The 20,265-nt window shown below is 66.6% G+C and carries 16 protein-coding genes; 6 read left to right on the top strand and 10 right to left on the bottom strand.

From position 1 onward, the window contains the following. Window positions 1–60: 60 nt before the first annotated feature. Window positions 61–2,370, top strand: a complete 2,310-nt coding sequence (locus BLU29_RS13590; RefSeq protein ID WP_091058927.1) for a cation:proton antiporter — start codon at window positions 61–63, stop codon at window positions 2,368–2,370. Between the two features lie 234 nt (window positions 2,371–2,604). Here BLU29_RS13590 and BLU29_RS13595 read toward each other — a convergent pair whose 3' ends face one another. From BLU29_RS13595 to dnaG, 4 genes are all read right to left on the bottom strand, one after another. After that, the gene (locus tag BLU29_RS13595) at window positions 2,605–3,045 is read right to left on the bottom strand and encodes a transposase (RefSeq protein ID WP_091058930.1); all 441 of its coding nucleotides are present in this window, start codon (window positions 3,043–3,045) and stop codon (window positions 2,605–2,607) included. A gap of 112 nt (window positions 3,046–3,157) precedes the next feature. Next, window positions 3,158–3,385: a twin-arginine translocase TatA/TatE family subunit gene (tatA, locus tag BLU29_RS13600; RefSeq protein WP_091058931.1), complete on the bottom strand. Its 228-nt coding sequence runs from the start codon at window positions 3,383–3,385 to the stop codon at window positions 3,158–3,160. 51 nt (window positions 3,386–3,436) lie between these two features. Further along, a complete protein-coding gene (rpoD, locus tag BLU29_RS18765) occupies window positions 3,437–5,401 on the bottom strand; it encodes an RNA polymerase sigma factor RpoD (protein WP_091058934.1) in 1,965 nt (654 codons plus the stop codon). A 59-nt stretch (window positions 5,402–5,460) separates the two neighbouring features. Beyond that, entirely contained in the window at window positions 5,461–7,329 is a 1,869-nt protein-coding gene (gene dnaG / locus BLU29_RS13610; RefSeq protein ID WP_091058937.1) for a DNA primase, read from the bottom strand. Window positions 7,330–7,551: 222 nt separating this feature from the next. On the opposite strand from dnaG, the gene BLU29_RS13615 reads away from it, so the two are divergent. Further along, on the top strand, window positions 7,552–8,607 hold the full coding sequence (locus BLU29_RS13615; RefSeq protein WP_091058940.1) for a DUF362 domain-containing protein: 1,056 nt from the start codon (window positions 7,552–7,554) through the stop codon (window positions 8,605–8,607). Window positions 8,608–8,677: 70 nt separating this feature from the next. Here the strand turns inward: BLU29_RS13615 and BLU29_RS13620 are convergent, their stop codons facing one another. The 3 genes from BLU29_RS13620 to BLU29_RS13630 all read right to left on the bottom strand — a co-directional run bounded on the left by BLU29_RS13620 (window position 8,678) and on the right by BLU29_RS13630 (window position 11,494). Next, entirely contained in the window at window positions 8,678–9,676 is a 999-nt protein-coding gene (locus tag BLU29_RS13620; RefSeq protein WP_091058942.1) for a PH domain-containing protein, read from the bottom strand. A 211-nt stretch (window positions 9,677–9,887) separates the two neighbouring features. Beyond that, a complete protein-coding gene (locus BLU29_RS13625) occupies window positions 9,888–10,433 on the bottom strand; it encodes a PH domain-containing protein (RefSeq protein WP_091058945.1) in 546 nt (181 codons plus the stop codon). 140 nt (window positions 10,434–10,573) lie between these two features. Beyond that, window positions 10,574–11,494 (bottom strand): IPT/TIG domain-containing protein, encoded by a 921-nt coding sequence (locus BLU29_RS13630; protein WP_091058947.1) that lies wholly within the window; start codon window positions 11,492–11,494, stop codon window positions 10,574–10,576. A 64-nt stretch (window positions 11,495–11,558) separates the two neighbouring features. Between BLU29_RS13630 and hemW the strand changes: the two genes are divergently transcribed. The 3 genes from hemW to BLU29_RS13645 all read left to right on the top strand — a co-directional run bounded on the left by hemW (window position 11,559) and on the right by BLU29_RS13645 (window position 14,431). Continuing rightward, window positions 11,559–12,761 carry a radical SAM family heme chaperone HemW gene (gene hemW / locus BLU29_RS13635; protein ID WP_091058949.1) on the top strand — a complete coding sequence of 401 codons (1,203 nt, stop codon included), beginning with the start codon at window positions 11,559–11,561 and terminating at the stop codon, window positions 12,759–12,761. Continuing rightward, window positions 12,758–13,243, top strand: a complete 486-nt coding sequence (locus BLU29_RS13640; protein WP_091058952.1) for a hypothetical protein — start codon at window positions 12,758–12,760, stop codon at window positions 13,241–13,243. The genes hemW and BLU29_RS13640 overlap by 4 nt, the downstream gene beginning before the upstream one ends. 204 nt (window positions 13,244–13,447) lie before the next feature. Further along, window positions 13,448–14,431 carry a M23 family metallopeptidase gene (locus tag BLU29_RS13645; RefSeq protein ID WP_231962235.1) on the top strand — a complete coding sequence of 328 codons (984 nt, stop codon included), beginning with the start codon at window positions 13,448–13,450 and terminating at the stop codon, window positions 14,429–14,431. 69 nt (window positions 14,432–14,500) lie between these two features. Here the strand turns inward: BLU29_RS13645 and BLU29_RS13650 are convergent, their stop codons facing one another. Both BLU29_RS13650 and BLU29_RS13655 read right to left on the bottom strand, forming a co-directional pair. Then, entirely contained in the window at window positions 14,501–14,875 is a 375-nt protein-coding gene (locus BLU29_RS13650) for a hypothetical protein (protein ID WP_091058958.1), read from the bottom strand. Window positions 14,876–14,993: 118 nt separating this feature from the next. Then, window positions 14,994–15,461 carry a transcriptional repressor gene (locus tag BLU29_RS13655; RefSeq protein ID WP_091058961.1) on the bottom strand — a complete coding sequence of 156 codons (468 nt, stop codon included), beginning with the start codon at window positions 15,459–15,461 and terminating at the stop codon, window positions 14,994–14,996. Window positions 15,462–15,775: 314 nt separating this feature from the next. Here BLU29_RS13655 and priA point away from each other — a divergent pair, with 314 nt between their 5' ends. Next, a complete protein-coding gene (gene priA, locus BLU29_RS13660) occupies window positions 15,776–18,007 on the top strand; it encodes a primosomal protein N' (protein WP_091058964.1) in 2,232 nt (743 codons plus the stop codon). A 20-nt stretch (window positions 18,008–18,027) separates the two neighbouring features. Here priA and bglX read toward each other — a convergent pair whose 3' ends face one another. Beyond that, the gene (gene bglX, locus BLU29_RS13665; protein WP_091058965.1) at window positions 18,028–20,262 is read right to left on the bottom strand and encodes a beta-glucosidase BglX; all 2,235 of its coding nucleotides are present in this window, start codon (window positions 20,260–20,262) and stop codon (window positions 18,028–18,030) included. Between the last annotated feature and the right edge of the window lie 3 nt (window positions 20,263–20,265).

Consider the following 20,265-nt stretch of genomic DNA (forward strand, 5'->3'; position numbering starts at 1 on the left):
CGCTCGCAAGCGGCTGCGGGCTTGACCGAGGGTGACCTTGGCCGAGTTAATAGCCGCGAGATGCACGGGATTGATTTCATCAAGGATCTGGCGGTCGTCATGCTCGTGGCCGGCCTGGTGGGCTGGGCCTGCCACCGGATCGGGCTGTCCGTCGTTGTCGGCTTCCTGGCCGCGGGCATCGTCATCGGCCCCCACACGCCGCCCTTCTCGCTGGTCACGAACATCACGAGCATCGAGACGCTCGCGCAGGTGGGCCTGATCTTCCTCATGTTCTCCATCGGCATGGGCCTGAGCCTCCGCAAGCTCCGGCGCCTGGGCCTTTCGCTCGTGCTGGCCACCTTCACGGGCGCCCTGGTGATGTATATCCTGACGCGGGCGCTGGGCGGCGCGCTGGGCCTCAACCCGGTGGAGACGACCTTCCTGGCGGCGATGCTCATGGTGTCCAGCTCGGCCATCATCAACAAGGTCCTGCACGAGGCCGGCGCGACCCACGAGAAGTCCGGCCAGCTGGCGATGGGCGTCTCGGTTCTCGAGGACATGGTCGCGATCGTGATGCTGACCGTCCTGAGCTCGGTGGCCTCGCTGGGCGGCGCCAAGGCGTCGGTCGGCGGCACGCTGGGCCTGCTCGGGGCCTTCATCGTGCTGGCGGGCATCGGCGGCATGCTGCTGGTGCCCTGGCTGCTCAAGAAGATGAGCCTGACGGCCGGCGAGGAGCTGCCGACCATCGTGGTGGCGGGGCTGCTCTTCGTGCTGGCCTTCCTGGCGGACAAGGCGGGCTTCTCGCTCGCGCTCGGGGCCTTCATGCTCGGGGCCATCGTGGCGGAGACGCCGCACAAGACGCAGATCGGCCGCGCCTTCGAGGGCATGCGCGACGTGTTCAGCGCGGTGTTCTTCGTGTCCATCGGGATGCTGATCGACCTGCCGGCGGTGGCCGACTCCTGGCTGCTCATCATCGGCGTGGGCGCCTTCGTGCTGGTGGCCCGGCCGGTGGCCGTGACCACCGGCATGCTGCTGATCGGCGGCTCGACGCGGGAGTCGCTGCGGGTCGGCCTGTCGGTCACGCCGCTCGGTGAGTTTTCCTTCATCATCGCCCAGATGGGCGTGGCGGCGGGGGCGATCCCGGCAAAATACCAGGCGCTGGCCGTCGGCGTGTCGCTCATCACCACGCTGTTCGGGCCGCTGCTGACGAAGCGCTCCGAGGCCATCAGCGGCTGGGTGGCCGCGCGCCAGCCGCTGTGGCTGGCGGACTGGGAGGGCTATTACCACCGCTGGCTGGAGAAGATGCAGCAGCGCGAGCGCAAGAACCTGCTCTGGCAGATGAGCAAGAAGCGCTTCATCCAGATCGGCGTCGAGGCCCTGCTGGTCACCGGCCTGCTGGTGTTCTCCGAGCAGGTGTTCGGGCTGGTGCGCGACTACCTGCCGGTGGACCACAGCTTCCCCCGCGGCGCCGAGATCCTGTTCTGGAGCGTGCTGGGTCTGCTGGCGCTCGCGCCGCTGATCGCCATCTGGCGCAACCTTTCCGCGCTCGCGCTGCTTTACGCCCAGGTCAGCACGCAGGGTCACCCCCAGGCCGCCCGGCTCGCCCCGGTGGTCGAGGCGGGCCTGAAAGGCGCCGCGGCCCTGCTGCTGCTACTCTGGCTCAGCGCCATCCTGCCGGTCAGCGGCGTGTCGCGCTGGCTGCCGGTGCTGGCCGTGGCAATCCTGCTCACCGGTTTCTTCGTCCTGCGGCGCCGGTTGATCTACTGGCACAGCGTGCTGGAGGTGGAGCTCACGGTGATGTTGAACCAGGGCGACCAGAAGTTCACGGGCACCACGGCGCCATGGATGGCGGCGCACAGCGAGTGGAACCTGACGCTCGGCGACTGCGTGCTGCCCGACCTGGCGGACGTCCGCGGCCGGACGCTGAGCGACCTGGCGTTGCGCACGAAATTCGGCTGCACGGTGGCCGGTGTGGAGCGGTCCGGCGTGATGGTGGGCAACCCGACCGGCGACATGATCCTTTACCCGCGCGACAAGGTGCTGCTGCTCGGCGATCCGCAACAGGTGGCGGCCGGCAAGGAGTTTCTCCAGCAGGCCTCGGGCACACCCATTGTGTCCAATTTCGACGAGGTGCGCATGGAGGCGATCGAGCTGCCGCCCGACTGCGGGCTGCACGGCCAGAGCCTGGCCGAGGTTGCGCTGAGCCGCGTCTACGGCCTGCAGGTCGCCGGCATCCGCCGCGCCGGGTTGCGCATTCCCAATCCGCGCGGCGAGGAGAGGCTCTTCACCGGTGACGAGCTCCTCGTGCTTGGCAGCCCGGACCAGATCTCGACCTTCAAGGCCAGCCTCCGCAACGAGGGAGGGGCGCGACCCTACCCGCAGCAGGCGTGAGGCAGGAATGCAGGGTCGTCGTTAGCCGGCGGACCACGTTTTTCCTTGTAGGGTCGGCGCTTGTCGCCGGACCGGGCGCGGGAACGGTCCGCCGCCGCGCGGCGACCCTACGGTAAATCCGTCTCCGGTGGTGATCCTTCGCGCGACTTGATCGCTCAAGCCCAGCCAGGCTGCAGGCACGGCCTGCTTTCCTTGTAGTCCGGTCAGGAAGCGAAATACTGATGGTTGTGGGCATCATAGCCACCAAGACCACGGGGTTGCCAATGGACACAGCCCGGCGCGGTAGGGGTTCATGAAGATGTAGAAACCATAGTCATCGATGGCTTCGACGCTTCGAAGCTGGTGCTCGAATCCGTCGTGCTGCCAACGCCAGGTTGCCTGACCCAGATTGCGGGCCAGGGCTTTGAATTTGCCCATTACCTGCCCGACATGCAGGCCATCCCCGAGAGCGAAGAGAAAGTGAACGTGATCGGGCATGATGGTTGCGGCCAGCAGTTCGATGTCACCCGACGAGTGGAGGGATTCAAGGGAGTTGGCTACCGTTCGTCCGGTTTCCTCCGTAGTCAGAATGGCCGCCCGCTCTTTCGTGCAAACGGTGATGAAGTAGTAGGCTCCATGAGCGGTCTTACGGCCGAAGCGCAGACGGGAGGTTTCGCGTTTGGGTGGGGTCGCCATGCGAACACAGCAAGGTGGTCGCGGTCCGCCGACAAGCGGCGACCCTACAGGAAATAACGTAAAAAAAGCGCGCCGGGTGAGGCGCGCTGGGTGCTGACCGGACGAAGCCGGCTCAGTTGTTGCCGGGCTTCGCCGCGTCGTCGGGCTTCTTGGCGGCGGGCTTTTCGCCGTCTTCTTCTTCCTTGGCGGCCTTCTTGAATTCCTTGACGGACTGGCCGAGGCCCTTGGCGAGCGCGGGCAGCTTGGCGCCGCCGAAGAGCAGCAGGATGATGACCAGGATGATCATCAGTTCCGGGCCGCCGAGACCGAAGACCGCGAGGAGGGGGAGAGGGAGGGACATGGTGTTCGAGGGTTAGGCCCGGGGGGTGGGCAAGTAAAGGCGGAAAGCGACTCAGTCCTGCGGGAACAGGGCCTTGCCGAGGGGGCCGCCTTGCTTGATGAACTGCGGCGGGATCAGGGGCGGCTTCTTCAGCAGGTTCTGCGGATTGTCGATTTGTTCCGCGTCAAAGAAGCCGTGGAGCTGGCGGATGCGCGTCGGGTGACGCATCTTGCGGAGCGCCTTGGCCTCGATCTGGCGGATGCGCTCACGGGTGACCTTGAACTGCTTGCCAACCTCCTCGAGCGTGCGGCTGTAGCCGTCGACCAGGCCGAAGCGCAGCGTGAGCACGCGGCGCTCGCGCTCGGTGAGGGAGTCGAGCACGTCCATGATCTTTTCGCGGAGGAGCGAGAAGGCGGTCATGTCGTAGGGATTGTCCGCGGACTTGTCCTCGATGAAGTCGCCGAAGCTGGTGTCGTCGCCGTCGCCGACGGGCGACTGGAGCGAGATGGGCTGCTGCGCCATCTTCATGATCTGCTGCACGCGCTCGACGGGCAGGTTCATCTCCTCGGCGACCTCCTCCGGCGTCGGCTCGTGGCCGAATTCCTGGAGGAGCTGCTTCTGGACCTGCATCACCTTGTTCAGCGTCTCGATCATGTGGACCGGGATGCGGATGGTGCGGGCCTGGTCGGCGATGGAGCGGGTGATGGCCTGGCGGATCCACCACGTGGCGTAGGTGGAGAACTTGTAGCCGCGGCGGTATTCGAATTTCTCGACGGCCTTCATCAGGCCCATGTTGCCCTCCTGGATGAGGTCGAGGAAGGAGAGGCCGCGGTTGGTGTATTTCTTGGCGATGGAGATCACGAGGCGCAGGTTGGCCTCGACCATCTCGGTCTTGGCCTTGTGGGCCTCGCGGATGAAGCCGCGCGCGGTCTTCAGCGTGTCCATCATCGCCTGCGGGGTGATGCGCATCTCGAGCTCGAGGTGCTTGAGCCGGGTGTTGACGGAGCGCACGTCGATGGCGGTGTCCTTCTTGGACTTCGGGTGCTTGGCGCGGTGAAGGTCGTGGAAGGCCTTTTCGACCTCGTGGATCTTCGGGCGCAGCTCGAGGAGGAAGTCCTCGTAGACCTTCAGCTTGAAGTAGTATTTGACGTAGGCGGCGCGGAGGACGTTGTCGCGCTTCTTGAAGCGAATGAGGGCGTTCTTGCGGGCCTTGTCGTCGCGGGCCTTCTGGGCGTCGGCCCAGGCCTCGGTGGCGATGGCATCGTTGTCGCGGGTCGTCTTGACGAGCTTGTCGAGGTTCTTGAAGTAGGCCTCGCGGCTTTCGATCTTCTTGTCGATGACGAGGCGGTCGAAGCGCTCGGTGCGGAGGATGAGCTTCTCGCCGAGGTCGGCGAGGTGCTTGCCGACGGGCCCGAGGGCGAAGAGGGCGGCGAGGGCGTTGATCTCGGCGGTCTCGATGCGCTTGGAGATCTCGACTTCCTGTTCGCGGGTGAGCAGCGGGACCTGGCCCATCTGCTTGAGATACATGCGGACCGGGTCGTCGAGGATGTCGTTGTTCGACGTGCGCGACTCCTCCTCCTCGGCCTCCTCCTGGCGCTGCTTGTAGTTGTCGACCTCGTCGGGATCGAGGATGTCGATCTCGAGGTTCTGCAGGATGGAAATGACGTTCTCGATGTCCTCGGGGTTGTCGACGGACTCGGGCAGGGCCTCGTTGATGTCGGCGTAGGTGAGGTAGCCCTGCTCCTTGGAAAGGCGGATCAGGTAGCGGATCTTCTCGTTCAGGTCGCCGGACAGGTTCTCGAGCGCCTTCTCCTTGAATTCCTTGGCGGCGTTGGCGGCGTCGGCCAGCGGCGCGCTGTGCTTGGTGGGCTCGGGGTGCTTGCCGGCGCCGTTGGCCGGGGCGGGATGCGGGTGCGCGGCGGCCTTGGCCGCCGGTTCATGCTGCGCCTTGGCCGGCTCGTTGTGGTGCGATTTCGTGTGACCGTGGTCCTTCAGGGACTTTTTGGAGGCGACGGCGTGCTTGGATTTGCTCGGCATAACGTAAGTAAGGTATCCCGTGGAGAGTTACGGTCAAACAGTGCGGAAATTAGGGCGGATCACGAACCCAGGGAAAGCTTCGGCGGATTGCGGAGCTGTTGGGTGATTTCGGCGCGCTGTTTCAAGAGGGAAAGTAAGTCAGATTCAACATCCGTGCCTTTGGAGGCTATTTCAAGTTCTATTTGCCTCAGCCGGGGCTCGAGAAAACGCCGCTGCAACGAACGCAATCCCTCGTTGGCGATCTTGGCCAGATCGTCGTCCGCGGCGACCTCGAAAAGCAGGGAGGCGACCAGGGCCTTTTCCTCCTCTGTCTCAAGGAGTTGGTCGAGGTTTTCCCGCCCGGCCCAGCCGTTGTGGGCGGCTTCGGCGAGGATGCGGTCCAGCAGGCTGCCGGCGGCATGCGAAACGTCGATCCACTCGTGCGGCAACTGGCCGGCGAGCGCGTGCAAGAGCGATTCGTGGTGGAGGCAAAGGAACAGCAGGTGTGCCTCGGTGGCCTTGCCGTGTGCGTCCGCGGCGGGCTTCGCGGCCGGTGCGGGCGCAGCGTTGGGATGGGCGAAACGCCCGCCGCTCTGCCGCGCCTGGAAGGCCCGCAGGTCGCGCTCCAGCGCGCCGGGCGCCACGCGCAGGAACCCGGCGATCTCGCTGAGAAACGACGTGCGCGTCACGTCCGAGTCCGTCTGCACGATGATCTCGAACAGCGCCGTGGCGGCGCGGGACTTCTGCTCGGCCGATGCCGCGGCGGGATTCGGCAGGAGCGAGCGGCACGCGAAATCCATCGCGGACAGCGAGCCGCGCTTCACCTTGTCGTAGGCGGCCAGGCCCTTATCGAGGAACAGCAGGTCCGGATCGAGCTTCTCCGCGCCGGCGAGCATGAGGAAGCGCACCTCGAGCCCGGCCTTGAGCGCCATCGGGAGGAAGCGCAGCGCGGCCTTCTGTCCGGCGCTGTCGCTGTCGAAGAAGCACTCGACCTGCGGGTGGTAGCGGCGCAACAGCGCCAGCTGGCCCTCGGTGATCGACGTGCCCTGCGGCGCGATGGCGGTCTTGAGGCCGACGCTCCAGCAACGCAGCGCGTCGAGCTGGCCCTCGACGAGGACGAACGGATGGCCTTCGCCGGCGTGCGAGCGGGCGCGGTCCAGGTTGAAGAGCAGGTTGCTCTTCGAGAAGATCGGGGTCTCGGGCGAGTTGACGTATTTCGCCTCGCGCGCGGGGTCGTCGGCCGGCGTCAGCTCGAGCTGGCGCGCCGTGAACGCCACCACGCGGCCCTGGTGGTCACGGATCGGAATCATCAGCCGGCCGCGGAAGCGCGGGCGCAGCGCACCGAGCGTGAGGACGGCGCCGTCGCGGGTGAAGAACAGCCCGCACTGGCGCAAAGCGTCCTCGGAGAACTTCCGCTTGAGCAGCGCGGCGGCCAGGCCGGAGTCCTCCGGCGGCGCGAAGCCGATCTTGAAGTCCTCGGCCAGCTCGGGCGTGAACTTCCGGTTCTTCACCCAGTAGTCGCGGATGAATTCGCCGTGCGGTGTCGCCGCGAGGAAGGCCTGGCGGTAATAGTCGGCCGCGAGGTCGTGGATCTCGAAGATCTCCTGGCGCAGCGAACGCGTCTCCTTCGACGGTCCGCCGGAGCCCTCCTCGTATTCGAGCGTCACGCCGAAGCGCTGGGCGATGGCCTCGACGGCCTCGGTGAACTGCAGGCCTTCGGTCTCCTGCACGAAGCTGATGACATCGCCCGATTTCCCGCAACCGAAGCATTTGTAGAATCCCTTGTCGGCCGCGACGTTGAACGACGGGGTCTTCTCGGAATGGAAGGGGCACAGGCCCTTGAACCGCCCGCCGCCCGCCTTCTTGAGGGCCACGACCCGCACCACGACGTCGTGGATGTTCACCCGGTTCTTCAGGTCGCGCAGGCTGGTGGCTTTGATGACGGGCACGGTGCATTAGCTGTAGCGGCGGTCTGTGACCGCCGCCGAGCACAAAATGGGCGGTGTCTTGCTGTAGCGGCGCTCTATGAGCGCCGTCTCGATCCCGGCGGTCGCAGACCGCCGCTACAGGGTTTGCCTGCGGAAATTCTCTCCCAGATTAAACTTTTAACCGAAGTTGGGGTCTGTCACGGTTCGCGCCCGGTCCATCCGGTCCACCGCGCGCCCATCCACATGCGTTCCCTCCTGTCGAAAACCGCCCTGATTCTTGCCCTCGTGTCCCTGTCCGGTGCCGCGGCCCGCGCCGCCGAGCCGGCTGCGCCGACCGCCCCCGTCTGGGAGCACAAGCTCTCTGATTTCAGCGACGCAGACTACCGCTACGCCGTCGAGCAGGTCCTGCAGGACTACGAGACCACCACCGGCCGCCACCTCGTGCCCGGCGCGAAAAAGAAGGTCGGTCTCAAGATCTACGCCGACTCCGGCCCCGGCCTGGCCACGCCGTTCGGCCTGGTGCGCGCCATCATCGCCTCGCTGGAAAAGCGCGGCTTTGAAAGGCAGAACATCTTCCTCGTCGGCCTGAACCCGCTCCGCCTCCGCCTCACCGGCTACCTGCCGTCGTTCGCAACCGGCATCCTGCCGTTCCCGGGCCATCCGGTCTACGTGCTCGAGTCGGGCAAGTTCTACGATCCGGCCTGGTTCTACGACAGCCCGCTGCCCTCGCGCTTCGACCCGATCTCGAACGACCAGGCCGTGAAGAACGCCGCCGGCGGCAAGTCCATCACCACCACCGAGGAGGACCGCAAGAGCTTCCTCGCCACGCCGTTGTTCCTCGACGCCGACTTCTGGATCAACCTGCCGGTCTACACCGACCATCCGGTGCTCGGCATCAACGGCGCGCTGGTCAACGCCACGCTCTGGAACGCCTCGAACACCTTCCGCTTCTTCAAGAGCCCGGCCACCGCGCCCGCCGCTGTCGCCGAGATGGCCGCCATCCCCGAGCTGCGCGAGAGCTGGGCGCTCAACATCGCCAGCCTGCAGCTCTACCAGTTCATCGGTGGCCCGTATTTCAACTCCCTCTACACCGCCTCCGAGCCGCGCCTGCTCATGACCACCGACCCGGTGCTGCTCGACTCGATCATGCTCGAGCGCATCAACGCCGTGCGGAAACGCAACGGCTTCGATCCCGTGACGGAGGACGACGCCCGCATGCTCGACTTCGCCCAGCAGCTCGGCGTCGGCTCGACCGACACGGCGCACGTCACCTGGCGCAAGATCAACGACGGGAAGTGAAGGGTTTTCCAATGTAGGGTCGGCGCTTGCCGCCGGACCTCGGTCCGCCGACTAGCGGCGACCCTACAGGTTAATTCAACGCCACGCGCAGGGCCCGGGCCTCGGCGGCGAGCTCGCGCGCCGCGGCCAGCACGTCGGCATCGGTCGATGAGGCGGTCTCCACTGGCGCGACATGAACCGCGGCCAGCGCCGCGCGCTGCATTTCCTCCGGATCGCCGAGGCCGCTGTCGCGGAAGCGCCGCAGCCGCTCCTGGATCAGGTCGCGGATCTCATGGGCATTGTCCACGCCGTGGAAATAGCCGATGTGCAGCGAGTCTTCGTGCCGTTGCCGGCCGGGGGCCACGTCGCCGCCGCCGGCGGACTGGACCTTCAGGTCGGCCAGGCCGAGCACGCGCTGCAGCGGGCCCTGCGAGACCTCGACCTGTTGGAGGTTGGCAAAGCTCATGGTGATCTCCTGCACGCGGGCGACGCCAGTGCGGATGCGCAGGCTGCGATCGGTGACCATATACCACCGCATCTCGAAATCGAGCCGGCGGATGGCGTAGGTGAGGGGCAGTTGCAGCAGGTAGAGGGTGAGACCGAGGATCTTCAGCGCCCAGAGGATGGGAAACGCCCAGGGCGGCAGCATGATCGCGAGCTCGACGAAGACCTGGAGGAATCCGTCCCAGCCGCCGACGCGTACGCGCCGCCGGACCGGCTTCTTCGCGGCATTCGGGGCCGCCGGGGCCGCGGGCTTGAGTCCGGTTTGCTGCGTGGCCTTGAGGGCCGTGAGGGCCTGGTCCGCCTGCTCGACCAAGGTGGCCGGGTGACCGGCCACCGCCCGGGCCGTGGCGGCGCGGCGGGCCTTCTCGATGCGCGCGGTTTCCTCGACGCTGACAAACACGAAGGCCCAGAACACGATGCCGGCGAAGGCGAGCACCTGGGTGACGCTCCACGCGAACAGGCGGAGCCGGTAGAAATTCTTCCCGGCGCGGAAGACGCGGAGCGAGGCCGGGTCGCCCTGCGGGGCGTGCGGCTCGGGCGGGACCTTGAGCCAGCGCAGGACGAAGGTGCTGTAGCGATTATACATCAGAGGGGAATTTGACCACGGATGACACGGATTAACACGGATGGGAACAGGAGGAAACGGAGGGAACAGAGGTGGGATAATTCAGAAGCCAGAAAGCCGGGAGCCAGGTTCATGGTTTCCTGGTTTCTAAATACCTCGGTTATCTCTGTTACCTCCTGTGAAAATGATTTGTTGGGCTTGGGATTTATCCGTGTCCATCCGTGGTTAAAAATCAGGAGCGCCTGGACAGCGCTTCGCGGACGGCGCGGAGCTCGGCGGCGGTCTCGCGCAACGCGGCGGCGAGTTCGCCCTGGCCACCGGTGGGGGCGAACGGAACGGCGCCCAGCGCTGCGGTCACCGGGGCGAGGTGGTGGGCGTGGTCCTTCACGCCGCGCATGCGGGAGTAAAGGAAGTCGCGCAGCGCCTCGAATTCCTTGATGCCCTCGATGGTCATCTCGGCGGAGGAGTTGCCGGAAGCGGTCTGAACGAGGATGCGGGCGAGGCCGAGCCAGCGCTCGACGACATTGGAGCGCAGGTGGATGTCCTGGATACGCGCGTAGTTCACGATGATCTCGCGGCGGAAGAGGATGCCCCAGCTCATCGAGATGCCGTCGTCGGTGAATTTGTAGCGCATCGTGCTGTAGCGGAACCACAGGTAGGGCGCGATGATCGGGAACAGCGGCGGGATGAGGAGGGAGCTGAGCAGGTAATAGGTCCACAGCGCCTTCTCGGGGCGCTCGAGGGACTGGATGTGCCGGTCGGCGGCGGGGTCGGTCATGCGCGGAGAAAAGCCGGTCGGGCCGGACGGCGCAAGCGCGTCGCAGTTGCACGAACGGGGTTAATTTCCACCCATCCAGCCAAAGCCAAACAAAAGGCGCGCCGTGATGGGCGCGCCTAAAAGAGGAATGCGTGATTTTCTTACTTCGCCGTGACCGTGACGGCGACGGAGCTTTCGCCGGCGCTGCTGGTGAAGAACAGCGAGCCGTTGCCGGGCTTGCCGCCTTGCACGGGCACGGTGACGCTGGTGCTGTTGGCCGGGACCATCACCTCGGGCATGATCACGCTCTCGGGCACGTCGGTGCGGACGTCGATCAGCATGCCGCCGGCGGGCGCCGGGCTCGGGATGGTGAAGGTCAGCGCCTGCGACTCGCCCTGGCGGAGGACCAGCGCGGCGGGCGAAACCTGGAAGCTGATGGCGTCGACGCGGAACGTGCCGACGTCGAGGTTGCCGGTGACGGAATTCATGACGGACAGCTTGTAGGTCTTGCCGGCGGCCACGGCGGGGACGAAGAAGCTGAGCGAACTAGGCGACTCGAAGACGGTGCGGGTGGGCGTGGAGTCAAAGTAGACCAGGTCGGCGGTGGTGAAACCGGCGCCGAGGACGCTGACGCGCGAGCCGACCGGGGCGCGGGTGGCCTCGGAGCGGATGACGTAGCGGCCGGCGATGTTCATCGTCTGCAGCTCCGAATACATTTCCGTGGGCACGCCACCGGCGTTCTCCTTGGAGGTGAATTCGCAGATGAAGTAGTAGGTGGCGGACGCCCGGCCGGCGGGGATCTGGTATTCAAACTCCCAGATGTCGGTGCCGACGGAGCTCTTGGTCATCTTGTAGGCCTGGCCGTCGATGATGATGCGCGGGGCGATGCTGGCCGGGTCGATCTGGCCGTTCGTGGGCCGGAAGCTCGCCGTGATGGTGTAGATCTGCGACGGGTTGGCGGGGACTTTGTCCGGCGTCAGGTTGGTGATGGTGAGATTGCAGCCGGTAAGGACCAGCAGCGTCGCCATGGCGGCCAGGGCCGACAAAATTCTGCTCGCGTGAAGGAAGGGAGTCTTGTGCATTTGGGTAAATTGACCGCCGGGGCCGCGTAGGCCGTTGGCTGATCGTAAATTGACTCATTTCATAATGGTCCAGTTCCCCTCAGGGCAAGAAAAAGCTCAGACGCCGCCGCCCTCGCCGCTCGGCGTCTATCTGCACGTGCCCTTCTGCGCGTCGACGTGCGACTTCTGCGCGTTCTACCAAACCGTGCCGAAGGGTGACGCGGTGCGGCGTTATGTCGATGCCGTGGAAGCGGAAGCGGCGCTCGTTCCCTGGGACTCGCGGCGTGCGGCCACGGCGTTCTGGGGCGGCGGCACACCCGGCCTGCTCAAGCCCGCGGAACTCGAGCAGCTCGGCCGCATCATGCTGCTCTACGCCGGGCAGCCGGCGGAGTGGACCGTCGAGCTCGCCCCGGCCACCGTGACGGCGGACCGCCTCGCGGTGCTCAGGCAGCTCGGCGTGACGCGCGTTTCGATGGGCGTGCAGAGTTTCAACGCCGGCCTGCTCGACGCCCTCGGCCGGCAGCACACGCCCGAGCAGGTCTACCGGGCCTATGAGCTGATCCGCGCCCAGGGCTTCGCCAGCGTGAACCTGGACCTGATGTTCGCGCTGCCCGGCCAGAGCGAGGAGCAATGGCGCGCCGACCTCACCGAGGCGCTGCGGCTCGCGCCCGACCACCTCTCGACTTACTGCCTGACCTTCGAGGAGGACACGGCGCTGTGGATCAAGCTCTCCCAGGGCAAGGTGAAGCTGGATGCGGACAAGGAGGCGGCGTTCTACGTGAAGACCTGGGAGTTTCTCGAGTCGTCCGGCTACGCCCAGTATGAGGTGTCGAACTTCGCGCGCAAAGGCCACGCGTGCGTCCACAACCTCAACACCTGGAACATGCACGAATGGGTGGGCCTCGGCCCGTCGGGGGCGTCGCAGCACGCCGGCTGGCGCGCCGCCAACCCGTCCGACCTGACCCAATGGCACGCCGACCTCGCCGCCGGCCGCCGCGCCACCACGGACCGGGTGGCCCTGACCAACGACCTGCTGGCGGCCGACTCGGTGATCTTCGGGTTGCGGATGAACGAGGGCGTGTCGCTGCCGCGGCTGCGCCGGCGCTTCCCGACGCCCGGCTGGAACGGGTTGGAGGAACTGTTGCCCAAGTTTCTGTTCGGCGGGTTGCTCGTGGCGACCGTCGAGGGTCGCATCAGCCTGACCCCGCGCGGGCGCCTGCTGGCCGATGCGATCGGTGCGGATATCCTTGAGGCTTTCGAATCTGCTGCGAAGGTGGGGGTCAAATGATCCGCCCCTGCCTGCTTCTTGCCCTGCTGGCCGCCCTGTTGACGTCGGGCTGCCAGACGAAGCCGCCTTCGGCGATGGACCAGCCGATGGTCGCGCGTTTTTTCCTGGAGGTCCGGCCGGGCACGCCCGGCACGGCGGTGCAGCTGCCGGTCAGCCGGGTCGTCCTGAACGTCAACCCCAAGCCGGTGCTCGTGGAATACGACATCGCCGATGTGAATTTTGCCAAGGTGGACCTGGGCTGGTGCCTTTACTTCCAGTTCACCGCCGCCGCCGCGCGCGATCTCTACCGGCTGAGCGCGTCCAACCTGGGCGGGCGGCTGGTGCTGATGCTCAACAATGCCCCGGTCGGGGCCCGCCGCCTCGACCAGCCGATCGCGGACGGGAACCTGCTGATCTTCGTCGAGGTGCCGAACGAGGAGCTGCCGCCCATCGCGGAGCGCCTCAAGCGCACGGCGGCGGCGATCGCCAAGAAAAACCGGTGATTTTCGCCGCACGCCATTGGGATGTTGATGACAAGCGGCCAGAACCAAGGCGGGGTTAGCCACAAAGAGGCACAAAAAATGTGTGTGGCGACGGTGGAGGTTTGCGTCGCGCCGATAGGCGCACGGAAGGCTTTCGCCGACAGGCAGAATTCTTTTTGCGCCTTTTTGCGGCCAAAATGGATCGGCCTGGTTGCCTTGGGTTTGGTGACAGCGAACTTCGCCTCGGCCCAGCGCATCGAGTTCAGCTGGCCGACACCCAACAAGGCGTGGGAACAGGGTCGCGATTATGAGGCCTGGGTGCAGCCGACCGTCTCGGGCGAGCCCGAGTCCGGCCTCTTCGGCTGCGTGCGCCGCGGCGGCGGACAGTTCCACGAGGGGCTCGACATCCGCGCGACCAGCCGCGACCGGCACGGCGAGCCCACGGATCCGATCACGGCCGCGATGGACGGCGTGGTGCGCTACGTGAACGCCTCGCCCGGCAACAGCAATTACGGGCGCTACATCGTCCTCGAGCACCCGGACCTCACCCCGGCGGTCTACACCCTCTACGCGCACTTGGCCAAGGTGGAACCCGGCCTCCGGCCGGGTTTGGTTGTGACGCGCGGGCAGGTCATCGCCACCATGGGCCGCAGCGAGGGCAGCACGGCCATCCCGAAGGAGCGGGCCCACCTGCACTTTGAGATCGGGCTGGTGATGACGCACGATTTCGCCTCGTGGTATGGCACGAAGAAATTCGGCAGCGCCAACGAGCACGGCCTCTACAACGGCATGAACCTGATGGGCTTTGACCCGAACGACTTCCTCCGCGAGTGGCGGCGGCGGCGCGTCGACAATTTCCAGGAGTATCTCGACAAGCTGCGCTCCGTGGTGCGCGTGCGGGTGGCGACCAGCCGCACGCCGGATTTCATCACGCGCTATCCCTCGCTGCTGCGGAAGCCGCTGCCGCTGGGCCTCGTGGCCGGCTGGGAGGTGGAGTGCAACTCCACCGGCCTGCCGTTTGCGTGGACGCCGCTCACGGCGGCGGAGCTCGCGGGCCAGCGGGACGGCACGGCGCGGATTGTGTCGGTGGACGCGGCGTTGCTGCGTGCGACCCGGTGCAGGTCACTCGCCAAAGCCACGAGTGGCGGCGGCTACACGCCCGGCACCGACCTCAGCACGATGTTGCAGCAGGTGTTCGGGCTGCGGTGAGTTCTGGTTTGTGCAGGGTCGCCGCTCGCCGGCGGACCGGTCCGGCGCCAAGCACCGACCCTACAGGAATCAGCTCTGCGGTTTCAGTTTCCGGAGCAGCTTGCGGAATTCCGGGTCGGCCTTGAGGATTTCCAAGTCAGGATCCTGCTGCATCCAGTCGAGGTCGTCGTAGCCGAGCGACACGGCCTTGCGGAGCGAACGGAGGGCGTCGGGGCGCTTTTTGCAGAGGGCGAGGGAGCAGGCCAGGTTGTAGTGGGCCGTGGCGTTGTCCGGCTCGAGGCGCACCAGCTTGCGGTCCATCTTCAGGCCGTCCGCGATGCGGCCGACCTTGGTGTAGAGGCCGCCGAGCAGGCCGACGACGTCCACGTAGTCCGGGCAGCGGCGGTGCACCGCCTCGAAAAACTCGATTTCAAACTGGGGATCCGGTTTGGGTTTGATGGACATGACTTTTAGGAAATCCCTACGGCCCAACGACCAAACGCCAAAGAAAAGCAAACGGCAAAATCCAAGGTTCGAATTTGGCCTTGGGGGCTTTGTTTGGCGTTTGGGCTTTGGAGTTTGGTCATTTCTTCAAACGGTTCGGGCAGCGGCCGGACTGGCGGAAGGCGATGCACTGCGCGCTGACCTGCAGGCGTTGCGAGACGGGCTTGAGGCCGAGCTTGAGCGAGACGGTGCTGCCATACCATTCCATGAACGGAGCGCTGATTTCGAAGATCTTGTCACAGTCCACGCAGACCACCTGCGCGACCTGGGTGTTCCCGTTGCCGGCGGGCAGGTAGTATTTCTCGCCGGAGCCGATATCCACCTCCCGCAGGATGTGGCTCCCGGTCATCAGGGGCAGGGTGCGGTAGACGGTAGCGCGCGACACGGAGTCGTCGATCTTCCGGGCGCAGTCGAGCAGCTGCTCGGCGGTGAAGTGCTCTTTCTGGCCGAACGCGGCGTTGAAGATCGCCAGGCGCTGGTCGGTCACGCGCAGGCCCTTGTCGGCGAGGTAGGCTTGGAATTTTTCGCGGGCGGCTTCGACACTCACTGACGGGAATGTCGTCGCGGGCGGCTCCGCCTGTCAAAAGGAAAGTGGGGGGAGAGTTTTTGACCACCAATGGGTTTCGCCAACGGCGAAACCTACACTCACCCCTTCGCCTGATCGGCTCCGGGGTTTGATTTGGTGTCGGCTAATCGCCGACAGGGAGATCGCCAGCGATCAGCAGGCGCCAAAACCAACTTTGGCGACGATTAGTCGCCAAGCACATGTAAGGTTTCGCCGTTGGCGAAACCCATTAGTGGTTAACAAGGTTTGGCTGAAAACACGTTGCTTCGCCCCCTTGTCCGGCCTCACTTGGGGCGATGATCGTGGGCGTCCAGCCGCTGGCGGGTTTCGACAAGCTCCTGCACTACACCGTGCCGGAGACCTTGCGCGCCGCCGTGCGCGTGGGGTCGCTGGTGCGCGTGCCCATCATGAACCGCTCGCACCTGGCCCTCGTGCTGGAGAAGGACACGATTCCCGACGTGCCGCCGGCCAAGCTTAAGGCCCTGAGCGGCATCCTGCACGAATTCCCGGCGCTGACGCCCGACCTGCTTGAGCTGGCGCGCTGGATGCACAGCTACTATGCGGCGCGGATGGAGAGTGTGCTGGAGGCCATGATCCCCGCGGCGGTGCGCGACGGCTCGCGGCTCAAGTCCGAGAAATACCTCGAGGTGGTCCGCCTGCTGGCGCCGGACGAGCACGCGGCCCTGGCCAGGAAGGCCCCCAAGCAGGCGAAGCTCTACGATTTCCTGAGGCAGCAGTTTCAGCCGCAGAAGAAATCGCTCGTGCTGGCCCGGCTCGGGTCGACCGCCGCGGTCGTCAACGCCCTGGTCCAGCACGGCCTCATCCGCGAGGAGGAGCGCCACGTCGAGCGCGTGGCCTACGCCGACAACTGGACGGGCGGCGAGATCGTCACCGGCCTGCCGCCGAAGCTCAACGACGAGCAGGCCGCCGTGGTGTTCTCCGTCGCCGAGAGCCTGGAGAAGAGGAAATTTGCCGTGCACCTGCTGCATGGCGTGACCGGCTCGGGCAAGACCGAGGTCTACCTCCGCGCGGTCGAGCAGGTGCTCGCGGCCGGCGGCAGCGCCATCTATCTCGTGCCCGAGGTCGCGCTGACGCCGCAGACGGTGGCGCGGCTGCGCGGGCGCTTCGAGTCGGCCGGACACAAGACGGTGGTCTGGCACAGCCACCTCGGCGAGGGCGAGCGGTTGGACGGCTGGACGGCCTTGGCGTCGGGTCAGGCCAGGGTGGTCGTCGGCGCGCGGTCGGCGGTGTTCGCGCCGGTAAAGGATTTGCGGCTCATCGTCGTGGATGAGGAGCACGAGCCGGCCTACAAGCAGGACGAGACGCCGCGCTACCACGGGCGCGACGTGGCCGTCTACCGGGCCAAGCTCGCGCATGCGGTCTGCCTGCTCGGCTCGGCGACGCCCTCGCTCGAGTCGTTCGCCAACGTGAAGGGCGGCAAATACCGGCTCAACACGCTGACGAAACGCGTGGACGACAAAAAGATGCCGGACATCCAGATCGTGGACATGCGCATCGAGGTGATGCGATCACGCGGCATGGTGACCTTGTCGCGGCTGCTGGTGGACCACATGCACCAGCGTTTCGCCCGAAAGGAGCAGATCATCCTTTTCATCAACCGCCGCGGTTACTCGTCGAGCATGCAGTGCCGGAAGTGCGGCCACGTGGAGGAATGCCCGCATTGCAGCGTGGCGATGACCTACCACCGGGCCGACGAAACCCTGAAGTGCCACCTGTGCGGCCACCAGCGAGGCGCGCCCGTGGCGTGCCCGGCGTGCGCGGCGCCCGACATCCGCTGGCGCGGCCTTGGCACGCAGCGCGTCGAGGAGGCGGTGCGGCGCGTGCTGCCGCGCGCCCGGCTGGAGCGCATGGACACCGACACGATGTCCAAGAAGCACCGGTTCCGGCAGATCCTCGGCGACTTCCGGGCCGGCAAGATCGACATTCTGATCGGCACGCAGATGATCGGCAAGGGGCTGGACTTTCCCAACGTCACGCTCGTCGGCCTCGTGGACGCCGACCTGTCCATGCACGTGCCGGACTTCCGGGCCAACGAGCGCACGTTCCAGCTGCTCGTGCAGGTGGCCGGCCGCGCCGGGCGCGGCGACCGGGCGGGGGAGGTGGTCGTGCAGACATTCACGCCGAAGGCCGACGCCATCCAGTTCGCCAAGCGGGCGGACTTCGACGGTTTCGCCGAGGCGGAGCTGGCCGTGCGCAAGAAGTTCGCCTATCCGCCCTACCGGCACCTCGTCCACCACCTCTTCCGCGGGCCGAACCCGGAGAAGATCCGGTTCTTTGCCGACCACTGGGTGAAACAAGTCGAGAAAACCCTGGGCGACGCCGTCGAGATCCGCGGGCCGGTGCCTTCGCCCATCGAGAAGGTGAAGGACGAGTATCGCTTCCAGGTCTGGTATTTCTGCGCCGGGGCCACGAAGGTCGTGCCAGAGCTGGTGAAACTGCAAACGACGGTCAACTGGCCCGACGACGTCACCCAGGTGCTCGACGTTGACCCAATGAACCTGTTCTGAGTTCGGTCGCGCTGCTCGCTTTAGGGGGCGGTCAGGGTGAACGGGGCCGAGAGCGCGGCGTTGGAATCGCCGCCGACAAAGACGTCGAAGGCCCCAGGCTCGGGACCGAACGTCATGTCGGCCCGGCAGAACGCAAGGTCGGCGGGGGCGAGCCGGAAGCTGACTTCGCGGGATTCGCCGGCGGCGAGCGCGATCTTCTCGAATCCCTTCAGTTCACGGACCGGCCGCGTGACTGAGCCCACGCGGTCGCGCACGTAGAGTTGCACGACCTCCTCGCCGGCGCGCGCCCCGGCATTGCGGACGCGGGCGGTGACGATGAGCGCGGGGCCGCCGGGCTGGAGCACGGGCGCACTCAACCTGAGCGAGTCGTAGGCGAAGGTGGTGTAGCTCAGCCCAAAGCCGAAGCGGAAGCGCGGCGTGTTGGGGGTGTCGATGTAGTGGGAAAAATACTTGCCCTCCGGGTCCGTGGGCGTGGGCCGGCCGGAATTCTTGTGGGCATAGAACAGCGGGATCTGGCCGACGGAGCGCGGCCACGTCACGGGCAACTTGCCGGAGGGATTATAGGCGCCGGTGAGGACATCGGCCAGCCCGGGACCACCCATCGAGCCGGGGTGCCAGCCGACGAGGATGGCGTCGACCAGCGGGTCGACGGCCTCGAGGAGGAGCGGTCGCCCGGCCATCAGAAGGAGGACGACGGGTTTGCCGGTCGCGTGCAGTTCGCGCAACAGCGCCAGCTGCGGTCCGGAGAGGTCGAGCGAGGCGCGGCTGGTGCTTTCGCCGCTCTGGTTCGCGGTTTCGCCAAGCGCAGCAACGATGACATCGGCGCCGGCCGCGGCCTGGCGCGCGGCGGCAAAGCCGGAGGTGTCATCGCCCGTGGTCAGACAGCCTTGGGCGTAACGGAGCCGGGCACCCGGGAAAGCTTCGGCCAGCGCGGCGCGGAGGGTCACGACCTCGCTTCTCTCGCCGAGGCCGCTCCAGCAGCCGAGCTGGTCCCCGGCACTGTCCGCCAGCGGGCCGACAACGGCCACGGTGATCCCGCCGGCCTTGAGCGGCAGCACGCCGTTGTTTTTCAGGAGCACCGCGGAGCGGCGGGCAAGGTCCCGGGCGGCTTCGCGGTGGGCAGGGGCGAACAGCAGCGCTTTCTCCTGCGCCTCGTCGCAGTTGCGGTAGGGGTCCTCGAAAAGGCCGAGGCGGAACTTCGCGGCCAGCACCGCGCCGACGGCGGCGTCCAGCCGGGCCACCGGCACGGCGCCGCTGCGGACCAGTTCCGCCAGGTGCTTTTCGTAGCCCTGGGCCTCCATGTCGACATCGAGGCCGGCGAGGAAGGACTGGCGCGCGGCGTCGCGCAGGTCGGCGACGTTGCCGTGTTCGAGCATTTCGCTGATGCCCTGCCAGTCGGAGATGACGAAGCCGCGGAAGCCCCACTCGCCGCGGAGCACGCGGTCGAGCAGGAAGGCGTTGGCCGTGCAGGGGGTGCCGTCGAGGTCGTTGAAGCCCGCCATGAAGGTTGCGACGCCGGCGTCCACCGCGGCGCGGAAGGGCGGGAAATAAACGTCGCGCAGGACGCGCTCGGTCACGTCGGTGGTGAAGTAGTCGCGGCCCGCCTGGACGGCGCCGTAGGCGGCGAAGTGCTTGGCGCAGGCGAGAATGGTGCCGGGCGCGCCAAGCCGGTCGGTCTGGAAGCCGCGGACGCGCGCGCGCGCGATGGTGGAGCCGAGGAAAGGATCCTCACCGGCGCTCTCGGCGATGCGGCCCCAGCGCGGATCGCGGGCGATGTCGACCATCGGGGCGAAGGTCCAGTGTATCCCGGTCGCGGACGCCTCGATGGCGGCGATGCGCTCGGCCTGCTCGATGGCGCCGAGATCCCACGAGGCCGCCGTGCCGAGCGGAATGGGGAAGATCGTCCGGCAGCCATGGACCACATCGAGGGCGAAGAGCATCGGGATGTGCAGCCGGGACGATTCGACGGCGAGCTTCTGCCACTCGCGCGTCTTGGCCGCGCCATGGACATTCAGCATGCTGCCGGCGCCGCCGGCCTTGATCAGCGGGACGAGCTCGGCCTGCGAGCCCGGGCCGGTCAGAGTGTCGCGGCCGGAATACTGGACCAGCTGGCCGACCTTTTCCTCCAGGGTCATCCGGGAGAGGAGGTCGCGAACGCGGTCCTCGACGGGCAAGGTGGTGGGAGCGGTGGCGGGGCGGGCGATCGGTAGGAGAACCAACATGCTGAGGGAGGGGAGAAGCAGGCGGAGATGCATGGC

The organism is Opitutus sp. GAS368 (genome assembly GCF_900104925.1).
Classification (GTDB): Bacteria; Verrucomicrobiota; Verrucomicrobiia; order Opitutales; family Opitutaceae; genus Lacunisphaera.